Genomic DNA, 23,168 nt, shown 5'->3' with positions numbered 1-23,168 from the left:
GTTCGCGACGCGAACAGATCAGTCCCGGCGACCCTGCACCCAGCGCTCGAGCATCTGCAGCGCCATCGCCCGGTCGTCCTCGGACGCCTTGGAGAGCGCGGTCTTGTAACTGTCCTTGATCCAGATCTCGTCCGGCCCCGCGCTGTCCTGCGCCAAGGTCAGCCACATCAAACCGCGGGCCGCCTGACGCTGAGAGCCGGTGCCGTTGAACAGCATCTGGCCGAGCAGCGCCTGCGCCTGATGCTGGCCCTTGCGCGCCGCCAGCCCGAGCCAGCGAATGCCGTACCTGATATCGCGCGGCATGCCGACGCCGTCGAGATACATCCGGGCCAGATTGTACTGCGCCTCAGCATTGCCGAAATACGACGCGGCATAGGAGAACATTTCCCGCGCCCGCTCCGGATCAGCCTTTACGCGGGTGTTCGGAATTCCGGAGACGTAATACCGGCCGAGCGCCACGAAAGCATTGGCAACGATCGTCGCCTGCGGCGCCGACGGGCTATCCTCGGCGTGCGCGTTCGCGATCTTGCTGAAATAGTCATAGGCGCGCAGATCGTCCTGCGCGACGCCGTCGCCCTTGGCGTACATGCGCCCGAGCTTCCACTGCGCCACCGGATGGCCGCCCTCGGCGGCATATTGCAGCGCCGACAACGTCGCCGGAGGCTGGGGAATGTCGGCCGGTGGAACCGGCTTCTTGATCACGGCAACGCCGGTGGGAGCGGCAACGACCGGCAGCGTGGCGTCCTGATTACCGGGAGTGGTCCCCTCGAACGCAAAGGCCGGGCCTGCCGCGAAAAACGCGACAGCCAGGGCAGCAACAACAACACCGATGCGCTCAGATGTCCGCATAACACACTTTCTCAGCCGCCCCGCCGGGATGGGTCACCGCGCCCTTGACCGCCGGTCCCACCTGCTGGGCATATTTCCAAAGCACGCCGGAACCGACCGAGGTTTCACGCGGCTTCCACGCCTTCCTGCGCTCGGCCAGTTCGGCATCGGTCAGTTTGACATTGAGCGTGCCGTTGACCGCATCAAGTTCGATGATGTCACCGTCGCGGATCAGGCCGATCGGGCCGCCGACGGCCGCTTCAGGCCCGACATGGCCGACGCAGAAGCCGCGAGTGGCTCCCGAGAAACGCCCGTCGGTGATGAGAGCCACCTTGCCGCCCATGCCCTGGCCGGTGAGAGCCGCGGTTGTCTGGAGCATTTCGCGCATGCCGGGGCCACCCTTGGGGCCCTCGTAGCGGATCACGATGACGTCGCCTTCCTTGTAGGTCTTGTTGTTCACGGACTCGAACGCATCTTCTTCGCAATCGAAGCAACGCGCGGGCCCTGTGAACTTCAACACCGACATTCCAGCGACTTTCACGATCGCGCCATCGGGCGCGAGATTACCCTTCATGCCGACAACGCCACCGGTCACGGTGATCGGCTTATCGGCTGGATACACCACGTCCTGGTGAGGATTCCATTTTACGCTCTTGAGGTTTTCGGCGATCGTACGACCGGTGACTGTCATGCAGTCGCCGTGCAAGTAACCGTTGTCCAAGAGCGTCTTCATCAGAAGCGGTATTCCACCAGCCTCGAACATATCTTTGGCCACATAACGGCCACCCGGCTTCAAATCCGCGATATACGGTGTCTTTTTGAAGATTTCGGCAACGTCAAAAAGATCGAACTCGATGCCGCATTCGTGCGCCATCGCCGGCAGATGCAGCGCAGCATTGGTCGAGCCGCCCGACGCCGCCACGACGGCTGCTGCGTTTTCCAAGGACTTACGGGTGACGATGTCGCGCGGACGGATATTCTGCGCGATCAATTCCATGATCTTTTCGCCCGCCGCCATGCAGAAGCTGTCGCGGATTTCGTAAGGAGCCGGCGCGCCGGCCGAGTATGGCAAGGCAAGGCCGATCGCCTCGGAGACGGTCGCCATGGTGTTGGCGGTGAACTGCGCGCCGCAGGCGCCCGCCGACGGGCACGCCACCCGCTCGATTTCGTCCAGATCCTCGTCGGACATTTCGCCGACCGAGTGCTTGCCGACCGCCTCGAACATGTCCTGGACGGTGACCTGCTGGCCCCGGAAGTTGCCGGGCAGTATCGACCCGCCGTAGATGAAGATCGACGGTACGTTGAGCCGCAGCATCGCCATCATCATGCCGGGCAAGGACTTGTCGCAGCCTGCGAGCCCGATCAAGGCGTCATAGGCATGGCCGCGGACGGTCAATTCAACTGAATCGGCAATGGTTTCGCGCGAAGGAAGCGACGACCGCATCCCCTCGTGGCCCATGGCGATACCGTCGGTCACGGTGATGGTGCAGAATTCGCGAGGGGTGCCGCCCGCCGAGGCGACGCCCTTTTTTGCGGCCTGGGCCTGACGCATCAGGGAAATATTGCAGGGAGCAGCCTCATTCCAGCAGGACGCCACGCCGACGAACGGCTGGTGGATCTGCTCGGTGGTGAGGCCCATGGCATAGAGGTAGGAGCGATGGGGAGCGCGTGCGGGACCCTCCGTCACATGACGGCTTGGGAGTCGCGACTTGATGTTGCTCTTCGCGTCCATCGTGAACCTTGTCCCGCAGCCGTCCCGAGAGCCAGAAAACCCCTAAAAATGGGAGGTTCTTCCAATGCCATCGCGAATGCCGTGGCGTTTCGCCTACGGAATAATGATCTCATGGAGGCGTGTGGCTAAATAGCGGCGCGCGCAAGTGCTTGCTGGGGCCACGGTTAAATGTTCACGAAGTGTTGTAGACACGCAACATTCGTTGCTGCGCGGCAACGATGCCGCGTGCGCTCATTCCGAAAGTCGCTGCTGGACTTGTTCAGTTACCTTCCGCGGATCATCCGCCAGGCAAACAGCAGAAGAACCGCGCCGATCGCTGCGGAAACGAGCGTCCGCCAGAAACCGAAGACTGGCACTTCCGCGATTTCGGCAAGCTTGGCGCCGACGAACGACCCGGCGATGCCGACCAGGATGTTGGTAAAGATGCCGTGGTTGGACGACGTCACCCGCTCGGCGATCCAGCCGGCGATGGCGCCGATCAGGAGCATGGTGAAGAAGCCGACTCCCGGCTGGCTGAAAAAGGCCTGTGCTTCGTTCATCGAACCCCCTGCCGTCGCTTCGCCCGGAATCGTCCGGCCACTCGGAAACTAGCCTATTTCAGTGACGGACCGAAGGTCCGGCGGGCTGGAAAGGTTCCAGCCTCACATGTTCAGCACGCGGCCATAGGCGTCGAGCACCGCTTCCTTCATCGTTTCCGAAATGGTCGGATGCGGGAAGATGGTGTGGAACAGTTCTTCCTCAGTGGTCTCGAGGTTCATCGCCACCACGAAGCCCTGGATCAGTTCGGTGACTTCCGACCCGACCATGTGGGCCCCGAGCAACTGCCCGGTCTTCTTGTCGAACACCACCTTGACCATGCCCTGATCTTCGCCCTGCGCGATGGCCTTGCCGTTGCCGACGAACGGGAAGCGGCCAACGCGGATGTCTTTACCCGCCTCTTTCGCCTTCGCCTCGGTGAGACCCACCGACGCGATCTGCGGATGGCAATAGGTGCAGCCCGGGATCAGCAGCTTGTCCATGGGGTGCGGATGCAGGCCCTTGATCGCTTCGACGCAGATGATGCCTTCATGCTCGGCCTTGTGGGCAAGCATCGGCGGACCGGCGACATCGCCGATGGCGTAGATGCCGGGCACGTTGGTCTTGCCGTATCCGTCGATGACGATGCAGCCGCGGTCGGTTTTAACGCCGAGCTTTTCGAGACCGAAGCCTTCGATGTTGCCGACCACGCCGACCGCCGAGATCACGCGATCCACCTCGATCTGCACCGGCTTCTTGCCGTCATCGATGGTGGCGACGACGCTGTCGGCTTTCTTGTCGAGCCTGGTGACCTTGGTATTGGACATCACCTTGATGCCCTGCTTCTCGAACTGCTTGCGCGCGAAACCCGCGATCTCGGCGTCTTCCACCGGCAAGATCTGCGGCAGCACTTCGACCACCGTCACCTCCGCCCCCATCGTGCGGTAGAACGAGGCGAACTCGATGCCGATGGCGCCTGAGCCCACCACCAGCAACGATTTCGGCATTTTGTCCGGGTTCATCGCCTCGAAGTACGTCCAGACCAGCTTCTTGTCCGGCTCCAGACCCGGCAGCACGCGCGGACGCGCGCCGGTGGCGACGATGATATGTTTGGCTGTATACGCGCCCTCGCCCAGCGATCCCTTCGGCGCTTCGGCCGCCGACTTCTTCACCGTGAACTTGCCCGGCGCATCGAGCGTCGCCTCGCCCCAGATGATCGAAATCTTGTTCTTCTTCATCAGGAATTCGACGCCGCCATTGAGGCGCTTCACCACGCCGCGCGAGCGCGCGATCACGGCCTTCGGATCGAACGAGACGTTGTCCGCCGACAGGCCGTAGTCCTTGGCGTGCTTCATGTAGTGATAGATTTCTGCCGAGCGCAGCAGCGCCTTGGTCGGGATACAGCCCCAGTTGTTGCAGATGCCGCCGAGATAGGCCTTCTCGACAATGGCTGTTTTGAAACCAAGCTGCGCGGCGCGGATGGCGGTGACGTAACCGCCCGGCCCCGATCCGATCACGACGACGTCGAAGGAATTATCAGCCATAGCTAAACGCTTTTCTTGCTTCCCTCTCCCCCTGTGGGAGAGGGTGGCGAGCGAAGCTCGCCGGGTGAGGGGGAATTTGACGCCGCAGCCAAAATGACCTCAGCGACGCCGCTTGGATTTTGAAGAATCTCGTTGTTCCAGAATCTCAATACACGAAAGCCCCGAGCCTCCAGATCGTGATCGCGAGCCGCATCTCGCGCGCTATCGGCGTGCTGGCTTCCATCGGCTTCGACAACAAGATGCCTGTCGAACGACACGAAATCTGCAATCCACTCGCCAATCGGCGCCTGCCGTCTGAATTTCATATCCGCCAGTCTGCGGGCTCGCAGCAATCGCCACAATGCAATTTCAGCGTCAGTCGCATTAACACGAAGCGTCTTTGCGAATATTCGCTTCGACTGCGTTACGCGTTGGCGCATGCCCCCTCACCCGGCAGCCTCCGGCTGCCACCCTCTCCCACGAGGGGAGAGGGAAAAGAAATTACACCACCATCATCACCGGATTTTCGATCAGCTTCTTGAACGCCGTGATCAGCTCGGCGCCGAGCGCGCCGTCGATGGCGCGGTGATCGCACGACAGCGTCACGCTCATCATCGACGCTGCGACGATCTGACCGTTGCGCACAACCGCACGCTCCTCGCCCGTTCCGACCGCAAGGATCGACGACTGAGGCGGATTGATCACCGCAGTAAAGTCCTTGATGCCGTACATGCCGAGGTTCGACACCGACGATGTGCCGCCCTGATATTCGTTCGGCTTGAGCTTCTTCGCCTTTGCGCGCGCGGCGAGATCCTTCATCTCGTTGGAAATCGCCGAGAGTGTCTTGATTTCGGCCTGGCGAATGATCGGGGTAATCAGGCCGAATGGCAGCGCCACTGCGACGCCGATGTCCGAATGCTTGTGGCGAAGCATCGCAGCTTCGGTCCATGACACGTTCGCCTCGGGGATTTTCTGCAGCGCTATTCCCATCGCCTTGATGACGAAGTCGTTGACCGAGAGCTTGTAGAGCGGCTTGCCGTCTGCATTCTTGCCCGCCGCGGCGTTGATCTCTTCGCGCGCCGCGTTGAGCTTGCCGAGATCGCAGTCCACCGTGAGATAGAACGTCGGCATCGAATTGGTCGCAGCCGTGAGACGCTGCGCGATGGTCCGGCGCATCGAGTCGTGCGGTATGCTCTCGTAACCGCCCTCCTCATACAGCGCGAGAATCTGCTGGTCCGACATCGCGGGTGCACTGACGGCACCGGTGGCCGCGGCGGGAGCGCCTGCGCTGGCTGCGGGCTTGAGGCCCTTGCCGGATTTCGCCTGATCGATGTCGCGCGCAACCACGCGGCCACGCGGCCCCGAACCGGTGACGCGGGACAGATCGATCCCGGCTTCCTTGGCAAGACGCCGCGCCAGTGGCGATGAGAACACACGCGCGCCGTTGCTTGGTGCGGGAGCAGCAGACGCGGCCGCTGCAGCGGCAGGTTTTGCGGGCGCGGGTGCAGCAGCCGGAGCCGGTGCTGCGGCAAGCGCAGCGGCTTTCGGCGCATCAGCTTTTTGTGCTTCGGATTTCGCAGCAGGCGCAGCCGATGCGGCTCCCGCTCCCGCAGCCTTCACGTCTTCGCCGTCACCGGCGAGAACTGCGATGACGTTGTTGACCGGAACGTCCTGGGTGCCTTCCGGTACGAGGATCTTCGCGATGGTACCTTCATCGACGGCTTCGACTTCCATCGTCGCCTTGTCGGTCTCGATCTCGGCGATCACATCGCCGGACTTGACCTTGTCGCCTTCTTTCTTGAGCCACTTGGCAAGGTTGCCCTTCTCCATGGTGGGCGACAGCGCGGGCATCAGAATGTTGATCGGCATGATCTTGTTCCCGCTCTCTCAGCGATACATCACAGCTTTGGCCGCGGCGACGACTTCCGCCACCGTCGGCAGCGCAAGCTTCTCCAGATTGGCCGCGTATGGCATCGGCACGTCCTTGCCCGAGACGCGCGCGACCGGCGCGTCGAGATAATCGAACGCCTGCTCCATGATGCGGGCCGCGATCTCCGCGCCGACGCCGGACTGCTGCCAGCCTTCCTCGACCACGACTGCGCGCGAGGTTTTCTTCACCGAGTTGATGATCGTCTCGGTGTCCATCGGACGCAGCGTGCGCAGATCGATGACCTCCGCCTCGATGCCTTCCTTGGCGAGTTCATCGGCGGCACCCAACGCATAGGTCATGCCGTTCGACCAGGCGATCAGAGTGACATCCTTGCCCGCGCGCACGATGCGCGCCTTGCCGATCGGAACGACATAGTCGTCGAGCTTCGGCACGTCGCCGGTGTGACCGTACAGAATTTCGTTCTCGAGGAAGATTACCGGATTCGGATCGCGGATCGCGGCCTTGAGCAGGCCCTTCGCGTCCGCCGCCGAGTACGGCGAGACAACCTTGAGGCCCGGAATCTGCGAGTACCAGGCCGAGTAATCCTGGCTGTGCTGGGCAGCCACGCGTGCCGCTGCGCCGTTCGGACCGCGGAACACGATCGAGCAGCCCATCTGGCCGCCGGACATGTAGAGCGTCTTCGCGGCGGAGTTGATGATCTGGTCGATCGCCTGCATCGCGAAGTTGAAGGTCATGAACTCAACGATGGGCTTCAGTCCGGCCATCGCCGCGCCGACACCCACGCCGGCAAAACCGTGTTCGGTGATCGGTGTATCGATCACGCGGCGCGCGCCGAATTCCTGCAACAGGCCCTGCGTTATCTTGTAGGCGCCCTGATATTCCGCGACCTCTTCGCCCATCACGAAGACGTCTTCGTCGCGGCGCATTTCCTCGGCCATGGCATCGCGGAGCGCTTCGCGCACGGTCATCTTGACCATCTCGGTGCCCGGCGGCACTTCGGGATCCGGCTCCACCGGGGCCGCAGGGGCTGCGACGGCAGGCGGCGCGCTGATCTGCGGCTTGCCTTCCCCGACGGGTGAGCGGGACTCTTCAACTTCCTGCTTAACTTCAACCGGGGTTTTTGCCGCTGCTGCAGCGGCCGGAGCCTTGCCCAGATCGGCGGCGCTTTCGCCGTCGCTCAGGATGGTCGCAATCGGGGTATTGACGGCAACGTCGTTGGTGCCTTCGGCGACGAGGATCTTGCCAAGCGTTCCCTCGTCGGTGGCCTCGACTTCCATCGTGGCTTTGTCGGTTTCGATTTCCGCGATGACGTCGCCGGACTTGATGGCTTCACCCTCTTTTTTCAGCCATTTGGAGAGGTTACCCTTCTCCATGGTGGGCGAAAGAGCGGGCATCAGAACTTGAATCGGCATGGTTGCTCCGCACTTATCGGTAGATGTCGGTGTAAAGTTCGGAGGCATCCGGCTCCGGCGCGTGCTGCGCGAAATCCGCCGCCGCATTGACGATCTCGCGCACTTCCGCGTCGACCGACTTCAATTCCTGCTCGCTCACCTTGAGATCAAGCAAACGCTGCCTCACCTGCTCGATCGGATCGCTGTCGTGGCGAACCTTGTCCACTTCCTCGCGGGTCCGGTACTTCGCCGGATCGGACATCGAATGGCCGCGGTAACGGTAAGTCTGCATCTCCAGGATGTAAGGCCCGTTGCCCTCACGGCACCACTGCACAGCCTTGTCGCCTGCGGCCTTCACCGCACGGACGTCCATGCCATCGACCTGCTCGCCCGGAATATTGAACGACGCGCCGCGCTTGGAGAAATCGGTCTGCGCCGATGAGCGGGAGACCGAGGTTCCCATGGCGTAACGGTTGTTTTCGATAACGAAGATCACGGGAAGCTTCCAAAGCTCCGCCATGTTAAAGCTTTCGTAGACCTGACCCTGGTTCGCCGCGCCGTCGCCGAAATAGGCAATGCTGACATTCTTGTTGCCGCGATAGCGATTGGCGAAAGCGAGACCGGTGCCGAGCGGAACCTGCGCGCCGACGATGCCATGACCGCCGTAGAAGTTCTTCTCCTTGCTGAACATGTGCATGGAGCCGCCCTTGCCCTTGGAGTAGCCGGCCTCGCGTCCCGTCAGCTCGGCCATCACGCCCTTGGGGTCCATGCCGCAGGCCAGCATGTGACCGTGATCGCGGTAGCTGGTGATGATCTGGTCGCCCTGCTCGAGGGCCATCTGCATGCCCACCACGACCGCTTCCTGTCCGATGTACAAATGGCAGAAGCCGCCGATCGCACCCATGCCGTAAAGCTGACCGGCCTTCTCTTCAAAACGGCGGATCAGCATCATCTCGCGAAACGCGTGAAGCTCCTGCTCCTTCGTGAACGTGAGATTGGTCTGCGGGCGGGAGCCGTTGCCGGCGTCCGGTGTGGCCGTTTTCTTCGCTGTTGCCATAACTTGTCCGGATAAGAGAGGCGGGTACCAACTTCTGTACCCCAACTCACATCGCAATGAAAAGGATCGCGTGCGCAAACGCTTCACGCATCTATGACGCAATGCAGCGACAGCAATTTTAGACTCGAAAGCGAACGATTTTTGAAATTTGAAACCTGGTGGGCGGTTCGCAAGGGAGCGCGCGGCGAAATCAGTCGCGTTGGGCTTTAGGATACTAGTTCTGACCGGTCATCCGCACGAGATCGCGCGGATGCACATAGTCGAGCTGGTAACGTGCGCGTTCGTCGAGCATATCGGGATCGACGCGGTCCGAACGGAGCAACGAAACGCGCTGTTCCGCCGCAGTACGCTCGGCTTTGAGCCGGGCAAGCTCAGCGGTCAGCAGCACGATTTCCTGATCAAGTTCCTGGCGCGCGTTCAGACCGTACTTGCCGGTATAGGCATTGACGCCGAAATAGGCGATCAGCGCCGCCGCAATCGCGTACAGCGCGAGGCCGGTCATGATGGCTTTGAGTCGCGTGCGTGAAACCATATCCGCACGATGCGACAGCCCGGTTAACCTATCACTAACAACCGGGCCGTCTTGAAACCTTCACGTCGCGGATAAAGTCATTTCTTGAGACGTTCGATCCATGCAGCGAACGCATCGATATAGGCCTTCAGAACCTTCTCCAGCGCTTCCTTGGTCAGGTTGCCCTTGTCGTCGAAGGCGTCGCCCACGCCGTTCAGGTAGATTTCGGGCTGCTGCAGAATGGGTCCGGTAATACCCGGAAGAATGGATTTCAGGTGCATGGCTGCGGCAACGCCGCCAAGCGGGCCCGGTGAATTGGCGACGATGCCCGTCGGCTTGCCAAGGAATGAACTCTTTCCGTACGGGCGCGAAGCGACATCGATCGCATTCTTCAACACGCCCGAGGTCGACCTGTTGTATTCGGGCGTCACGAACAGCACGGCGTCGGATGCCTGGATTTTCTCACGGAACGCGACCCAGTCCGCCGGCGGGTTCGGCTCAAGGTCCTGGTTGAAGAATGACAGACCGTGCAGCGTGATGATTTCCAGCTTCAACGACGGCGGCGCGAGCCTGGCGAGCGCATTTGCGATCTTGAGCGAAAACGACTCCTTGCGGAGGCTGCCGACAATCACTGCAACGGTATGGGCCATGAGAACATCCTTTCAAGGCAAACAAAACGCGGTAGAGCGGGCTTAGCCTCGCCCCTGAAAGGATGCAAGTGCATTAAATTTGGGTCGCGGAATCGTGTCCTGCGGGACTAGCCCCAAAGCTCGTCGTTGTGCTGACCCAGCCGCGGCGCGCCGGAATGCGGATGCGGACGCTGGCCGTCGAATGAAATCGGCAGGCCCACCACCGGCAACTCGCTGCCGGGCAACGTGCGCATCAGATCGGACGCCTTGAACTGTTCGGTCTGCTGCAACTCGGCGATGGTATTGACCGGACTGGACGGCACACCAGCTTTCTCAAAAGCGGCAAGCCAATCGGAGCGCTTCCTTGTCAGCAGCACCGGCTTCAACAGTCCGATCAGAATCTCACGATGGACAAACCGGTCCCTGCCCCGCGCGAACCTCGGATCGGTGCACCACTCAGGAAATCCGAGTACGACTGCGAGCTTGTGAAACAGCCGGTCATAACCGGCCGCGATCACCAGCGGACGATCCGCGGTGTCGAACACCTGATACGGCACGATGGTCGGCGTTGCGGCGCCGGTTCGTGGCGAAAGCTCTTGCGTAACATGATACGTCGCGAGCGATGAATCGACCCACGACGCCGCGCTGTCGAGCAGCGAGGTGTCGATCACGCAGCCTTTGCCGGTGACATGCCGTTGCTGAAGCGCGCCCAGCGCGCCGATCACGCACCACTGCGCGGTCGCTTTGTCGTTGATCGCCGGTGCGCAGAACGTTGGCGGATCTTCATGGCGGCCGGTCTGCATCATCACGCCGCCAAACGCCTGAAGCAGCGGATCGAATCCCGGTGCCTTCGACAGCGGTCCTTTCGGTCCGAACGCCCAGATCGAGCAGTAGATCAGTCGCGGATTAATGGCGCGCATGTGCTCGGGACCGATGCCGAGCTCGTTGACCACGCCCGAGCGCAGATTCTGGATCAGGATGTCCGCATCGCGCACGAGCGTCTTCAGCTTTTCGATATCGTCCGCATTCTTCATGTCGAGCGTCACCGACCGCTTGTTGCGGTTGGTGACATGGAACATGATCGATGCCTCTTCGATGAAGGGAGGTCCCCAACTGCGCGCATCGTCGCCGCCGTCGGGCTTCTCGATCTTGATGACGTCCGCGCCCATGTCGGCCATGATCGCGCCGGCCAGCGGGCCCGCGAGCGCCTGCCCGATCTCGATGACTTTGATTCCGGCAAGCGGACCATTCATGGCGTCGTTCTCCCGCAACTCGATCTTAGCGGACGCCACTCAAGCGAGTGCGGCCTGCCAAGGCAAGCCGCAACCGCGATGTGAAAACGAAACCCAGCGTTGCGTCGGCAAGACTTCCGACGAACCGTGGTTTACGCCAGCGCCCTGAGCGCCGAGCGGCCCGCGTAGATCGCCTGGTTGCCGAGTTCCTGCTCGATGCGCAGCAACTGGTTGTACTTCGCCGTGCGATCCGCGCGCGCCAGCGATCCGGTCTTGATCTGACCGCAGTTGGTGGCGACGGCGAGATCGGCGATGGTTGAGTCTTCTGTTTCACCGGAGCGGTGCGACATCACGGCGGTGTAGGCTGCCTTGTGCGCCATTTCGACCGCGGCGAGCGTCTCGGTGAGCGAGCCGATCTGGTTGACCTTCACCAGAATGGAATTGCCGAGGCCCTTTTTGATGCCATCCGCAAGGCGCGTGACGTTGGTCACGAACAGGTCGTCACCGACAAGCTGGCACTTGCTGCCGATCAGGTCGGTCAGTTCCTTCCAGCCATCCATGTCGTCTTCGGCCATGCCGTCCTCGATGGAGACGATCGGATAACGCGACACGAGGTCGGCGAGATACTTCGCCTGCTCCGAACGCGAGCGGGTTTTCTTCTCGCCTTCATAGACGTACGAGCCGTTCTTGAAGAATTCGGTCGAGGCGCAATCCAGCGCCAGCATGACGTCGCCGCCGGCCTTGTATCCGGCCTTGCCGATCGCGCTCATGACGAAATCGAGCGCTGCGTCCGCCGATGGCAGGTTCGGCGCAAAGCCGCCCTCGTCGCCGACGTTGGTGTTGTGACCGGCCTTCTTCAGTTCAGATTTCAGCGTGTGGAAAATCTCGGCGCCGCAACGCAGTCCTTCCGCGAAGTTCTTCGCTCCGACCGGCATCACCATGATTTCCTGGAAGTCGATCGGATTGTCCGCGTGCACGCCGCCGTTGACGATGTTCATCATCGGCACCGGAAGGGTGCGCGCCGAGGTGCCGCCGACATAGCGATACAGCGGCATGCCGAGCGATTCCGCGGCGGCCTTGGCGACAGCCAGCGACACGCCGAGGATGGCGTTGGCGCCCAGCCGGCTCTTGTTCGGTGTTCCATCCAGATCGATCATGGTCTGGTCGATCTGGACCTGCTGTTCGGCCTCCATGCCGCCGATGGCATCGAATATCTCTCCGTTGACCGCATCGACGGCCTTCTGCACGCCCTTGCCGAGATAACGGCCCTTGTCGCCGTCGCGCAGTTCGACGGCCTCATGCGCGCCCGTGGAAGCGCCCGAGGGAACGGCAGCGCGGCCCAGCGAGCCGTCTTCCAGCACCACATCGACTTCGACGGTCGGGTTGCCGCGGCTGTCAAGAATTTCGCGGCCGATGATGTCGACGATTGCGGTCATGTGCGCCCTTTCAGGATCAGGTTCTGAGGTTTGGGGCAGCTTCTACAGGAACGCGCCGCGCCGGAAAAGACCATCCGAAGCCTTTGATCCCGTGACGTTTTGATCAGGACCGGCTATCAGACGGCAAACGGAGACACCTATGTCCAGAAAGCCTCGCGCGGCCAAGGCCGCCGGAACATCGCTGCAACTCGGCCAGCAGGTCGAAGCGCCCGCTTCGCCCGATACGGCCAAACTCGACCGGGTGCCGAATCCGCATACCGACACGAATTATGTCGCACGTTTCACGATGCCGGAATTCACCTCGATCTGCCCGGTCACCGGCCAGCCGGATTTCGCCATTCTCGTCATCGATTACGTGCCGAACAAATGGCTCGTGGAATCGAAGTCGCTGAAGCTCTATCTCAACAGCTTCCGAAATGTCGGCTCGTTCCACGAGGACTGCACCGTGTCCATCGGCAAGCGGCTGACGAAACTATTGGCGCCGCGCTGGCTTCGGATCGGCGGATATTTCTATCCGCGCGGCGGCATGCCGATCGATGTGTTCTGGCAGGCCGGCAAGCTGCCGGCGACTGTGTGGGTGCCGGATCAGGGCGTCCTGCCCTATCGCGGACGGGGTTAGATATCCGTCATTTCCGCCGGCTTCTGGTGAAGCAGCCGCGCCGCAACGATCCCGAGCACAAGGATGGCGACTGCGCTGATTATCAGCGTGGGGATTTTGCCGGCGTGTGACAGTGCGAAGCCGTACAGGATCGGCCCGACCGCCTGCCCCATGAAGAAGCAGAACGCATGGAGCGACAACGCCGAGGCGCGCGCTTCGGGCGCTAGATCGCTCGAGAACACCTGCAACGACCCGTGCAGCGAGTAGAATCCCCAGCCCATCAGAAGAAAGCAGATGGCCTGAATTTCCCAACGCGGTCCAATAGCTACGACGAGAAACTGAAGCGCCACCACAATAGCGCCGCCGACCATCAACCCGTTGACGCCAAAACGCGGCAGCATCCGGGACACGCTCGCGGTGTAGAGCAGACCGCCGACAGCGAACGCGGCGATCACCACACCGGGGATCGAGGCGCGCGTCTCGCCGAGTTCGAACAGAAACGCGGCGACGAACGGAAGCAGCCCGAGAACGCAAATTCCCTCGATAAACACGGCAATGAAAACAACGCGCGCGTTCGGGTTTTTCAGGATGGTGCGATAGCCGTCCTTGAGCGATTTCAAGCTCACGCCGCTTCGCGGGCTGGTGACGCCGCCGCGGCGGAAGCCAATGAAGACTGCCACCGATGCAATCACCATGATCGCGCCGAGGACAGCCAGAACGCCGCGCCATCCCAGAAAATCGCCAATCACGCCTGCGGCCGTCGCACCCAGCAGGTTTCCGGTCATCGCACCGGCGAGCACCCGGCCCAGCGCCACCTGCCTTTGCGCCGTCGGCACGAGATCGCTGGTCAGCCCGAAGGCGATGGGAAATGTGCCCCCCGCCGCCATGCCGCACAGGACGCGCGACAGAAACAGCATCTCGAACGATGTCGCCATCGCGCCGACGATATTCGCCGCACCCAGCAGGATCAGACACGCGATCATCAGCCGCGCCTTGCCGAACATGTCGGCGGCCGCGCCGAGAATGGGCTGCACAATGGCAAATGTGAAAGCGACCACGGCGGACAGGCTTGCGGCGGTCGCGACCGTCACGCCGAAACTGTCGGCCACCAGCGGCAGCACCGGCTCCATCGCGCGCGATGACAAGGCAGCGGCGAACGTCGTGGCGGCGATGATGTTGAGGATCGGCAGCATCAGGACTTCGTTCGTTCCCTTCGCACCGCGCTGGCCCTGTCGGCCTCAGCGCGTTCCGCTCGTTCCTGTTTCCTTGGCGAGCGCGTCGAAAGCCATCAGGTTCTTCACCAGAGCCTCGAAATCCTTCAACGGAACCATGTTCGGACCATCCGACGGCGCGTTGTCCGGATCGGGATGTGTCTCGATGAACACCCCCGCGACACCCACCGCGACGGCCGCCCGCGCCAGCACAGGCACGAATTCGCGTTCGCCGCCGGATGAGGTCCCCTTGCCGCCCGGCTGCTGTACGGAATGGGTCGCATCGAAGATCACCGGCGCACCGGTGGTGCGCGCGAGGATCGGCAGCGCCCGCATGTCGGACACCAGCGTGTTGTAGCCGAACGATGCGCCGCGTTCGGTCACCATGACGTTGGGATTGCCCCCGCCAGTGACCTTGCCGACCACGTTGGCCATGTCCCACGGCGCAAGAAACTGGCCCTTCTTGACGTTGACCACCTTGCCGGTCGCGGCCGCGGCCAGCAGCAGGTCCGTCTGCCGGCAGAGAAACGCGGGTATCTGCAACACGTCGACCGCTTCGGCGACCTGCGCACATTGCTCGATCTCATGCACGTCGGTCAGCACGGGCAGACCGAGGGTTTCGCGAATCTCCGCGAAGATCGGCAGCGCTTTCTCAAGCCCCATCCCGCGCGCGCCGGACGCGCTGGTGCGGTTGGCCTTGTCGAACGAGGTCTTGTAGACGAGCCCGATATTGAGACGAGCGGCGATCTCCTTCAGCGCGGACGCGACTTCCAGCCCATGCGCGCGGCTCTCCAACTGGCATGGCCCGGCGATCACCGCCAATGGCAATGCGTTGCCGAATTTGACGTTGCCTGCGGAAACCACCGGGGCCGCGGAAATCTTGGCGTTCAAAGGGTATCCCTTTTCAGAAAATCGGGTGGACCATGCCGGTGAGGGAGTGCCCGATCAAGTCCGGCCCGTCAAATCTTCGACGGGGCCTCGAAGATCAGGGTTGCGCCAAAAGCTGCCCCGGACGGCACCACCAGCCGGCCGATATGGCGATGCGAGGCCACCCCGCCACTTTTGAGGACCCGTTCGGTAGCGTCGATGTCCGGCACCGCAAGGCGCAGGCCTTTGATCGAAGCGCCCTCGCCGTCCAGTTTCGGCAAGGTTCCAAACTGGTCGTGGAACGACACCGCCTGGATGATCTCGACATCGCCGCGCGGCGTGTTTGCGGTGACGCCGATCGAACTCGAATGGAGATCGCGCACCCCGGTCAGTGCACCGAGGAAAATATGATGGTCGCTCGGATTGTCGGCGACGAGGACGGCGCCGAGCACACCGCTCGCGCGATTGGCGTGCTGCTGATAGTCCGCATTCCAGAACGCGGCCGGATTGTGCTGCTTGCAGGTGAAGAACGTCGTGTGGGGCGACAGTGCATCACGCGCGAAGGCGAGCGAAAAACCGACAGTCGTGGAGCTTCCATCCGGTCGTTTTGCCTCACGCGAAAACGGCAGTGACTTGGATACACCAATGCCATGTCGCGCGAAGTCGGCGACATCGGCCTCGCTGTCGGTGCTCTCAAGCACCAGCATCGAAAAGCCGTCGCCGCGCGCGATCGCCTCGCGGTTCGGAACACCGAAATGCAGCGACAGGCCGTCGTCTCCGAGCTTCTCGGGTTCGGCGACCGTCAGAATCTCGATAAAGAAGCCGGGAAACTGCACGACATGATTATGTGTGCCCCACGGATGCCTGTTGCGCGCGCCGACCCTGAAGCCGGCACGGCGATAGAAGTCCGCCGCCGCATCGAGATCGCGGACGGCATGGACGATATGATCGAGACCGCGAGGCATGACCGGTGCGCGAGACGCGCCCTCACTTCACCGCGGAGAAGGCCGTCGGCGCCAGGAACTGGCTGGTGATGTTCTCGACGATCTGACCGTTCTTCTCGGTTTCGGCGCGCGTGGATATCCAGACCGGGTCGGTTTGGAACGCGCCCCATTTCTGCTCGCGCTCCGCCAGTGAATCCCACGCAAGGAAGTACGTCAGTTCCTGACTGGACTGGCCGACCACCGTGGTGAAAAAACCGGCCTGACGGATGCCGTGCTTTTCCCAGATCTTCAGCGTGTGATTCTCGAAGCGCTTCACCAGATCCGGAAGCCGCCCCGGGACACAGCGATAAACGCGCATTTCATAGATTTTGCTCATGGGCCCCTCTTGTTGATTGAACCGGCGTGCGAACCGCGCCGACTGTGATTATGCAGGCTCTCCAGAACCGGCATATAGTCGCCTGCGCGGTCCGTTATCAAGCGCTTCCCGGCGATGGGACCAATGCGAGAATTGTCATGCAAAAGACTGTGCGTTGTTTGACACTGGCCGTCATCGCATTCGGCTTGATGGCATCCGGCCCGGCACAGTCACCGGCAACGCGGCAAGCCCGCGGCCCGCACCGGCGACCAGACCTCGGGCTGTCCAAAATAACGATCAGCTTCCGGCGTAACGAGCCGTGACCAGATTGAGATCAAAGGCCTCTTTCTCCGTGAGCCAGCGGATGTCCTTGCTCGCAGTCATCGCCTGCATGATGGAAGGCGAAACGCCCATCTCCGTCATGTAATCGAGAATGATGCCGGTGGTGCGCTGGGTACGCGACACGATATCTCCCGCGGACTCTTCGCCTTTAGCTCCTGTGCTGCTGAACTGATGCACGCCGAGCATCGACCGCGGCATGGCCTCACGGATCTTGCCTCCCGCGAAAACGAAGACGCACGCGCTGGCGCAACGCGCAGGTTGCGGGCGTCCGCTGGAATCGACCTTGCCCACAATCGTGGTCAGTCCGCGCGAGCGGACCACCGCACCCATGATCAGGCCCTGATCGAGTGAGCCCCCCGGCGACGACAGAAACACAACATCGCCGCTGCTCAGCTTGGCCGCATCGAGCTGTTCGCGAAACCAGCCTGCGGCGGCAGGCCCGATCTGCCCCTGAATTGCGAGTCCCTTGCGGCCATCTGCCATGGTGACAGCCGTTGCCGTCATGCTGGGCGAGCCAAAATAGTCCTTCCAGTACGACCACGCACCCGGCGAAGACAGATCCTGATACGCACTCACGCCGTAGGTTGCGATCAGCAGCACCACGAACAGAACAGACCACAGCGATCTTCGGCTGCGCGGGACGGACTGGTTTTCCTGCGGAGGCGGCGCATCGCCCGCAGGCTTGCCCCACGGCCGCGCAGTTTGGTCGCCTTCAAGCCCCGGAGGTTTGATCTTCGGAATCATGCCGCTTCGATCTCGCCAGTTTCGCTGTTGTTCAAACGGCTCAGGAGAACCGCCCCCATGCGGCTTGCCGCGAAACGCCGAGCGCCTAGCGGACTTAAACCAGCCGGCTCTGAACCATCGCCGCCTGCACGAACGAGGCGAACAGGGGATGCGGCTCGAACGGACGCGATTTCAGTTCGGGGTGGTACTGCACCCCGATGAACCACGGATGATCCTCGTACTCGACGATTTCCGGCAGCACGCCGTCAGGCGACATGCCCGAGAAGCGCAGGCCATGCTGTTCGAGACGGTCCTTGTAGGCGGTGTTGACCTCGTAGCGGTGACGATGCCGCTCGGAAATTTCCAGCGCCCCGCCGTAAACTTCCGAGACGCGGCTGCCCTTCTTGAGCGAGGCGGGATAAGCGCCGAGCCGCATGGTGCCGCCTAGATCGCCGGCCTTGCTGCGCTTTTCAAGTTCATTGCCGCGCAGCCATTCGGTCATCAGGCCGACCAGGGGCTCCTTCGTCGCGCCGAACTCTGTCGAATTGGCATCCTCGATGCCGACCAGATTGCGTGCGGCCTCGATCACCGCCATCTGCATGCCGAAGCAGATGCCGAAATACGGCACATCACGCTCGCGTGCAAAACGCGCCGCCTTGATCTTGCCTTCCGCACCGCGCTGGCCGAAGCCGCCCGGCACCAGAATGCCGTTGACGTGTTCGAGGAACGGCGCGGGATCTTCGTTCTCGAAGACCTCGGACTCGATCCAGTCGAGATTGACCTTCACCTTGTTGGCGATGCCCCCGTGCGACAACGCCTCGATCAACGACTTGTAGGCGTCCTTCATGCCGGTGTACTTGCCGACGATGGCAATGGTCACCTGGCCTTCGGGATTGCGGACACGCTCGTTGATGGTGTGCCAGCTTTCCAGCTTGGGCGGCTTGATATCGACGATGCCGAATGCGGCGAGCACTTCGTCGTCGAGGCCGGCGGCGTGATAGGCCTCGGGCACCGCGTAGATGTTGTCGACGTCGCGCGCCTCGATGACGGCAGATTCGCGGACATTGCAGAACAGCGCCAGCTTGCGGCGCTCTTCCTTCGGAATCTCGCGGTCGGTGCGGCACAGCAGGATATCGGGCTGGATGCCGATGGAGCGCAGTTCCTTGACCGAGTGCTGGGTCGGCTTGGTCTTCAGTTCGCCAGCACTTGGAATGTAAGGCAGCAGTGTCAGGTGGATGTAGATCACTTCACCGCGCGGCAGGTCGTTCTTGACCTGACGGATCGCCTCGAAGAACGGCAGGCCTTCGATGTCGCCCACAGTGCCGCCGACTTCGCACAGCACGAAGTCGTAGCCTTCGTTGCCGCCGAGGATGAACTCCTTGATGGCGTTGGTGACGTGCGGAATCACCTGCACGGTCGCGCCGAGATAGTCGCCGCGGCGTTCCTTGTTCAGGATGTCCTGATAGATGCGCCCTGTGGTGATGTTGTCCTGCTTGGTCGCAGGACGGCCGGTGAAGCGCTCGTAGTGACCGAGATCGAGATCGGTTTCGGCGCCGTCATCGGTCACGAACACTTCGCCGTGCTGATACGGCGACATCGTTCCGGGATCGAGATTGAGATAGGGATCAAGCTTGCGAAGGCGGACCTTGTAGCCTCGTGACTGCAGAACAGCGCCGAGCGCTGCTGAAGCCAGACCCTTGCCGAGCGAGGAGACCACGCCGCCGGTGATGAAAATATACCGCGTCATGGGACTCTACCTTTAACTCCGCCGGTGTGATTCGCAAAACTAAACCCACGCGCACGCCGATAAATCGCGACGCTGTGGGTGACTTCGATATGTGAGTTCAGTCAGGTACTTGGAAGGCAACTCTAAGACTTGCAGGCAAGCAGCTTACGCATGGCTGCAAGTCTTGTCGTTGCAACAGCACTACTTCGACTGCGGGGCCTGCGGAGCGGACGGCGCTTCAGGCTTCTTGAGAGAGTCCAGCAGACCGCCAGCAGGCGCAGCCGGAGCACCAGGCTGCGAGATCGGCGCAGGGCTGGTGTTGAGGATCGAGGCAGGTTTGCGGTCGTAGCTCGCGAGCCACGACAGAACCAGGCTTGTCACGAAGAAGCCTGCCGCCAGGATGGCAGTGGTGCGTGTGAGCAGGTTGGTCGTGCCGCGGCTCGACATGAATCCGCCGCCGCCCCCGCCGCCGACGCCAAGGCCGCCACCTTCGGATCGCTGCAACAGTACGACGCCGATCAGGCCCAGCACGAGCATAAGATGAATGACGATAATGACAGTCTGCATCGTTACCTTCCGTCACAAGCCTCCAGCGCCGGGAACCGGTCGCGTCGGTGCTTGCGGGGGTTGAAGTTGCGCGGTCTGTACACGATTGCAGGGGTCATTGTCACCCCCGACGGACCGCTTCGAGATGATGGGATTTAGGGGCACGCAGCAGCAATCGCAAGGAAATCAGCAGCTTTCAGGCTGGCTCCGCCGACCAGCGCCCCGTCGACATTGGCGACAGCCATCAATTCGGCGGCGTTCGACGGCTTTACCGAGCCGCCGTAGAGAATCCGGACGGAATCGCCCTCGTCCTTGAACCGGTCTTTCAGCTTGCCCCGGATAAACCCATGGACTTCCTCGACATCTTTCGCTGTCGGGGTCCGGCCGGTTCCAATGGCCCACACCGGCTCATAGGCGACCACCAGATTGGCTGCGGTAGCCCCGTCCGGTAGCGATCCGGCCAACTGACGCCCGACCACATCGAGCGCCTGTCCGGCGTCACGCTCGGCCTGTGTTTCGCCGACACAGACGATGGCGACAACGCCCGCACGCCACGCCGCCATTGCCTTCTCGCGAACAAGCGCATCGCTCTCATGGTGATCCGTGCGGCGTTCGGAGTGGCCAACGATGATGGCGGTTGCGCCGGCATCTGCCAGCATCTCCGCCGAAATATCGCCGGTATGCGCGCCGGACGGCGCCGGATGACAATTCTGTGCACCAATTGCGACTTTCGATCCGGTGACCACTGCCGCGGCCGTGAAGAGCAGTGTCGCGGGAGGACAGATCAGAAGATCGGCCTTGCGCCACACCTTTTCAGCACCCTGTCCGATGGCGGCGAGTTCGTTCGCCGAGGCCTTGAGGCCGTTCATCTTCCAGTTCCCCGCGATCAGCGGACGGCGCTTGTCGGTCATGATTGATCTCGCATCAAATTTATCGGGATTATCGGGCAGTGCGGCCGATCTGCGCTAGCAGAGCGTTATCGGAGATGCCAGTTCCGAGGCCTTATTTCCACACGGCGGTTCCGGTTTTTCCATATCCGCGCCATTAACCGCGCTGAAGCGTCGCCTTCACCATGGTTGCTAGGGAACCAGCACCCCTTTATATGTTGGCGAAACAACGCGGTAATGCCTCTGCGGCCGGCCGCTCCACCCCCCGAACATCAAGTTGGACCCATGCTCCGAGGAATGCGCAAAGCCTCATCGAATTGGCTCGGCAAGACGGTGATGTCCGTCCTGTTCGGCGTGCTGATCATCAGTTTCGGTGTCTGGGGCATCGCCGACATCTTCAAGGGATTCGGACAGTCGTCGCTCGCCAAGATCGGCAGCACCGAAATCACCACCGAACAGTTCCGGAATCTGTTCACCGACAAGGTTCAGCAGATCGGGCGCCGGTTCGGCCGTCCGCTGACCATGGAGCAGGCACGCCAGTTCGGCCTCGACCGTCAGGTGCTTCAGGAAGTCATCTCCGACGCCGCGCTGGACGAGACCGCGCGCCGCATGGGGCTCGGCCAGTCGGATGCCGATATCGTGCGCGCCATCTCGAGCGACCCGACCTTCAAGGGGCTCGACGGCAAATTCGATCATGACCGGTTCCTGCAGACGATCCGCCAGGCCGGTTACACCGAACAGCGCTTCATTGCCGAGCAGCGCCGCATCGCAATGCGCCGCCAGCTCACCGGCACGATCGTTGCGGGCCTCGAGCCGCCGAAGACCCAGGTCGAGGCGCTGGTCCGTTTCCAGAACGAGCAGCGCTCGGCCAGCTACGTCAAACTGGCAGCCGCTCAGGCGGGCACCATCGCGCCGCCCTCACCCGAAGCGCTGGCGGCGTATTTCGACGAGCGCAAGCAACTGTTCAGGGCGCCGGAATATCGCAAGATTGCGGTACTCGCTCTGACGCCCGACGAACTCGCCAAGTCGATCACCGTATCTGACGAAGACGCGAAGAAGGTCTTCGAACAGCGCCGCGAGCGCTACGCGACTCCCGAGAAGCGTCAGGTGTTCCAGATCCCGTTCCCGAACGCCGATGAAGCCAAGGCGGCAAGCGATCGCATCAAGGCCGGAACATCGTTCGAGGACATCGCCAAGGAGCGCAAGCTGACCACGGCCGATATCGACCTCGGCAACGTGGCGAAGGCTTCGATCGGAGACTCCGCCATCGCCGACGCCGCATTCGCGCTCGCGCCGAACACTGTGAGCGAACCGGTCAAGGGCACCCTCATCACGGCGCTGCTCAAAGTCACCAAGGTCGAACCCGGCACCAACCCGACCTATGAGAACGTTGCACCGACGATCAAGCGCGAGATCGCGCTGGAGCGTGCGCGGGCGCAGATGCAGGATCTGCACAACAAGATCGAGGACGAGCGCGGCGGCGGATCGAACATTGCCGAAGCTGCCCAGAAGCTCGGGCTCAAGGCGACCACGATCGAAGCCATCGATCGCTCCGGTCGCGGCCCGGACGGCAAGCCGGTGGCCGGTTTGCCGCAAGGCATCGATCTCGTCTCGCCCGCATTCGCCAGCAACATCGGCGTGGAGAACGAGCCGGTACAGTACAACGGCGGCGAGCTTTGGTTCGACGTCCTCGGCGTGACGCCGTCGCGCGACCGTTCGCTCGACGAAGTGAAGGATCAGGTCGAAGCGCGCTGGCGCGATGAGCAGATCTCGGCCCGCCTGCGCGCCAAGGCCACCGAGATTGTCGGAAAGCTGGAAAAGGGTGCAGCCTTCGACGCCGAAGCCGCGGCTGCGGGACTCAAGGTCGAGACCGCCAAGCTGTTCAAGCGCGACACCGACGCCAAGGATATTCCCGAGCGGCTGGTGACGGCTGCGTTCCGCACGCCAAAGGACGGCGTCGGCCAGACCGAAGGTGGCGGCGGCAGCGAGTGGATTGTGTTCAAGGTGACCGACGTCGTCGTGCCGCCGGTCGATCTTGCGTCCGAGGATGTGAAGAAGCTGACCGAAAGCCTCCGCCGCGCGGAAATGGAAGAGCAGCTCACCGCCTATATCGCGAAGCTCGAAACCGAGATTGGCGTGACGATTAACCAGAACGCGTTTGCCGTGGCGACGGGAGCCGCAGCCGCTCAGTGATGTTGGAATAAAAGCTCATTTGAGCGGAAG

Annotated in this window: 22 protein-coding genes; 2 read left to right on the top strand and 20 right to left on the bottom strand. The window is 62.1% G+C overall.

All coding sequences use genetic code 11. The annotated features are described in order from the left end of the window. Nucleotides 1-18: 18 nt before the first annotated feature. The 12 genes from ACP7AL_RS20135 to eno form a co-directional block, all read right to left on the bottom strand. Entirely contained in the window at nt 19-849 is an 831-nt protein-coding gene (locus ACP7AL_RS20135) for a tetratricopeptide repeat protein (RefSeq protein ID WP_425993716.1), read from the bottom strand. Beyond that, nucleotides 836-2,560, bottom strand: coding sequence for a dihydroxy-acid dehydratase (gene ilvD / locus ACP7AL_RS20130; protein WP_006020689.1), 1,725 nt, complete (start codon nt 2,558-2,560; stop codon nt 836-838). The genes ACP7AL_RS20135 and ilvD overlap by 14 nt, the downstream gene beginning before the upstream one ends. Before the next feature lie 263 nt (nt 2,561-2,823). Next, a complete protein-coding gene (locus tag ACP7AL_RS20125; protein ID WP_024919353.1) occupies nt 2,824-3,099 on the bottom strand; it encodes a GlsB/YeaQ/YmgE family stress response membrane protein in 276 nt (91 codons plus the stop codon). Nucleotides 3,100-3,201: 102 nt separating this feature from the next. After that, nucleotides 3,202-4,620 (bottom strand): dihydrolipoyl dehydrogenase, encoded by a 1,419-nt coding sequence (gene lpdA / locus ACP7AL_RS20120; RefSeq protein ID WP_425993713.1) that lies wholly within the window; start codon nt 4,618-4,620, stop codon nt 3,202-3,204. Nucleotides 4,621-4,622: 2 nt separating this feature from the next. Then, the gene (locus ACP7AL_RS20115; RefSeq protein WP_041711615.1) at nt 4,623-5,039 is read right to left on the bottom strand and encodes an endonuclease domain-containing protein; all 417 of its coding nucleotides are present in this window, start codon (nt 5,037-5,039) and stop codon (nt 4,623-4,625) included. Nucleotides 5,040-5,100: 61 nt separating this feature from the next. Continuing rightward, nucleotides 5,101-6,468 (bottom strand): pyruvate dehydrogenase complex dihydrolipoamide acetyltransferase, encoded by a 1,368-nt coding sequence (locus ACP7AL_RS20110; protein ID WP_425993711.1) that lies wholly within the window; start codon nt 6,466-6,468, stop codon nt 5,101-5,103. A gap of 18 nt (nt 6,469-6,486) precedes the next feature. After that, a complete protein-coding gene (locus ACP7AL_RS20105; RefSeq protein ID WP_425993709.1) occupies nt 6,487-7,902 on the bottom strand; it encodes a pyruvate dehydrogenase complex E1 component subunit beta in 1,416 nt (471 codons plus the stop codon). A gap of 13 nt (nt 7,903-7,915) precedes the next feature. Further along, nucleotides 7,916-8,938 (bottom strand): pyruvate dehydrogenase (acetyl-transferring) E1 component subunit alpha, encoded by a 1,023-nt coding sequence (gene pdhA, locus ACP7AL_RS20100; RefSeq protein ID WP_425993707.1) that lies wholly within the window; start codon nt 8,936-8,938, stop codon nt 7,916-7,918. 214 nt (nt 8,939-9,152) lie between these two features. Next, nucleotides 9,153-9,470 carry an FtsB family cell division protein gene (locus tag ACP7AL_RS20095; protein WP_024921855.1) on the bottom strand — a complete coding sequence of 106 codons (318 nt, stop codon included), beginning with the start codon at nt 9,468-9,470 and terminating at the stop codon, nt 9,153-9,155. A gap of 77 nt (nt 9,471-9,547) precedes the next feature. Further along, complete coding sequence (locus tag ACP7AL_RS20090; protein WP_425993704.1) at nt 9,548-10,099, bottom strand: NADPH-dependent FMN reductase; 552 nt, start codon at nt 10,097-10,099, stop codon at nt 9,548-9,550. Between the two features lie 107 nt (nt 10,100-10,206). Then, nucleotides 10,207-11,331, bottom strand: a complete 1,125-nt coding sequence (locus ACP7AL_RS20085; protein ID WP_425993702.1) for a CaiB/BaiF CoA transferase family protein — start codon at nt 11,329-11,331, stop codon at nt 10,207-10,209. A 131-nt stretch (nt 11,332-11,462) separates the two neighbouring features. Then, a complete protein-coding gene (gene eno, locus ACP7AL_RS20080) occupies nt 11,463-12,746 on the bottom strand; it encodes a phosphopyruvate hydratase (protein WP_425993700.1) in 1,284 nt (427 codons plus the stop codon). A gap of 139 nt (nt 12,747-12,885) precedes the next feature. Between eno and queF the strand changes: the two genes are divergently transcribed. Next, nucleotides 12,886-13,365 carry a preQ(1) synthase gene (gene queF, locus ACP7AL_RS20075; RefSeq protein ID WP_425993698.1) on the top strand — a complete coding sequence of 160 codons (480 nt, stop codon included), beginning with the start codon at nt 12,886-12,888 and terminating at the stop codon, nt 13,363-13,365. Here queF and ACP7AL_RS20070 read toward each other — a convergent pair. The 8 genes from ACP7AL_RS20070 to tpiA all read right to left on the bottom strand — a co-directional run bounded on the left by ACP7AL_RS20070 (nt 13,362) and on the right by tpiA (nt 20,969). Then, nucleotides 13,362-14,537 (bottom strand): MFS transporter, encoded by a 1,176-nt coding sequence (locus ACP7AL_RS20070; RefSeq protein WP_006020706.1) that lies wholly within the window; start codon nt 14,535-14,537, stop codon nt 13,362-13,364. The genes queF and ACP7AL_RS20070 overlap by 4 nt on opposite strands. 45 nt (nt 14,538-14,582) lie before the next feature. Then, complete coding sequence (kdsA, locus tag ACP7AL_RS20065; protein WP_425993695.1) at nt 14,583-15,446, bottom strand: 3-deoxy-8-phosphooctulonate synthase; 864 nt, start codon at nt 15,444-15,446, stop codon at nt 14,583-14,585. Nucleotides 15,447-15,514: 68 nt separating this feature from the next. Continuing rightward, nucleotides 15,515-16,387, bottom strand: a complete 873-nt coding sequence (locus tag ACP7AL_RS20060; RefSeq protein ID WP_425993692.1) for a VOC family protein — start codon at nt 16,385-16,387, stop codon at nt 15,515-15,517. 22 nt (nt 16,388-16,409) lie between these two features. Further along, nucleotides 16,410-16,742, bottom strand: a complete 333-nt coding sequence (locus ACP7AL_RS20055; RefSeq protein ID WP_006020709.1) for an NIPSNAP family protein — start codon at nt 16,740-16,742, stop codon at nt 16,410-16,412. A gap of 276 nt (nt 16,743-17,018) precedes the next feature. Further along, on the bottom strand, nt 17,019-17,807 hold the full coding sequence (locus ACP7AL_RS20050) for a hypothetical protein (RefSeq protein ID WP_425993690.1): 789 nt from the start codon (nt 17,805-17,807) through the stop codon (nt 17,019-17,021). Between the two features lie 94 nt (nt 17,808-17,901). Next, nucleotides 17,902-19,533 carry a CTP synthase gene (locus tag ACP7AL_RS20045; protein WP_425993688.1) on the bottom strand — a complete coding sequence of 544 codons (1,632 nt, stop codon included), beginning with the start codon at nt 19,531-19,533 and terminating at the stop codon, nt 17,902-17,904. A gap of 180 nt (nt 19,534-19,713) precedes the next feature. Next, complete coding sequence (secG, locus tag ACP7AL_RS20040) at nt 19,714-20,079, bottom strand: preprotein translocase subunit SecG (protein WP_006020712.1); 366 nt, start codon at nt 20,077-20,079, stop codon at nt 19,714-19,716. 134 nt (nt 20,080-20,213) lie between these two features. Next, entirely contained in the window at nt 20,214-20,969 is a 756-nt protein-coding gene (gene tpiA / locus ACP7AL_RS20035) for a triose-phosphate isomerase (protein ID WP_425993686.1), read from the bottom strand. A 273-nt stretch (nt 20,970-21,242) separates the two neighbouring features. On the opposite strand from tpiA, the gene ACP7AL_RS20030 reads away from it, so the two are divergent. Next, entirely contained in the window at nt 21,243-23,138 is a 1,896-nt protein-coding gene (locus ACP7AL_RS20030; protein ID WP_425993684.1) for a SurA N-terminal domain-containing protein, read from the top strand. Nucleotides 23,139-23,168 lie beyond the last annotated feature (30 nt).

The sequence above is a fragment of the Afipia sp. DC4300-2b1 genome (assembly GCF_049895725.1).
In the GTDB taxonomy this organism is placed as follows: Bacteria; Pseudomonadota; Alphaproteobacteria; order Rhizobiales; family Xanthobacteraceae; genus Afipia; species Afipia broomeae.
This window is presented reverse-complemented; position numbering and strand designations above follow the sequence as displayed.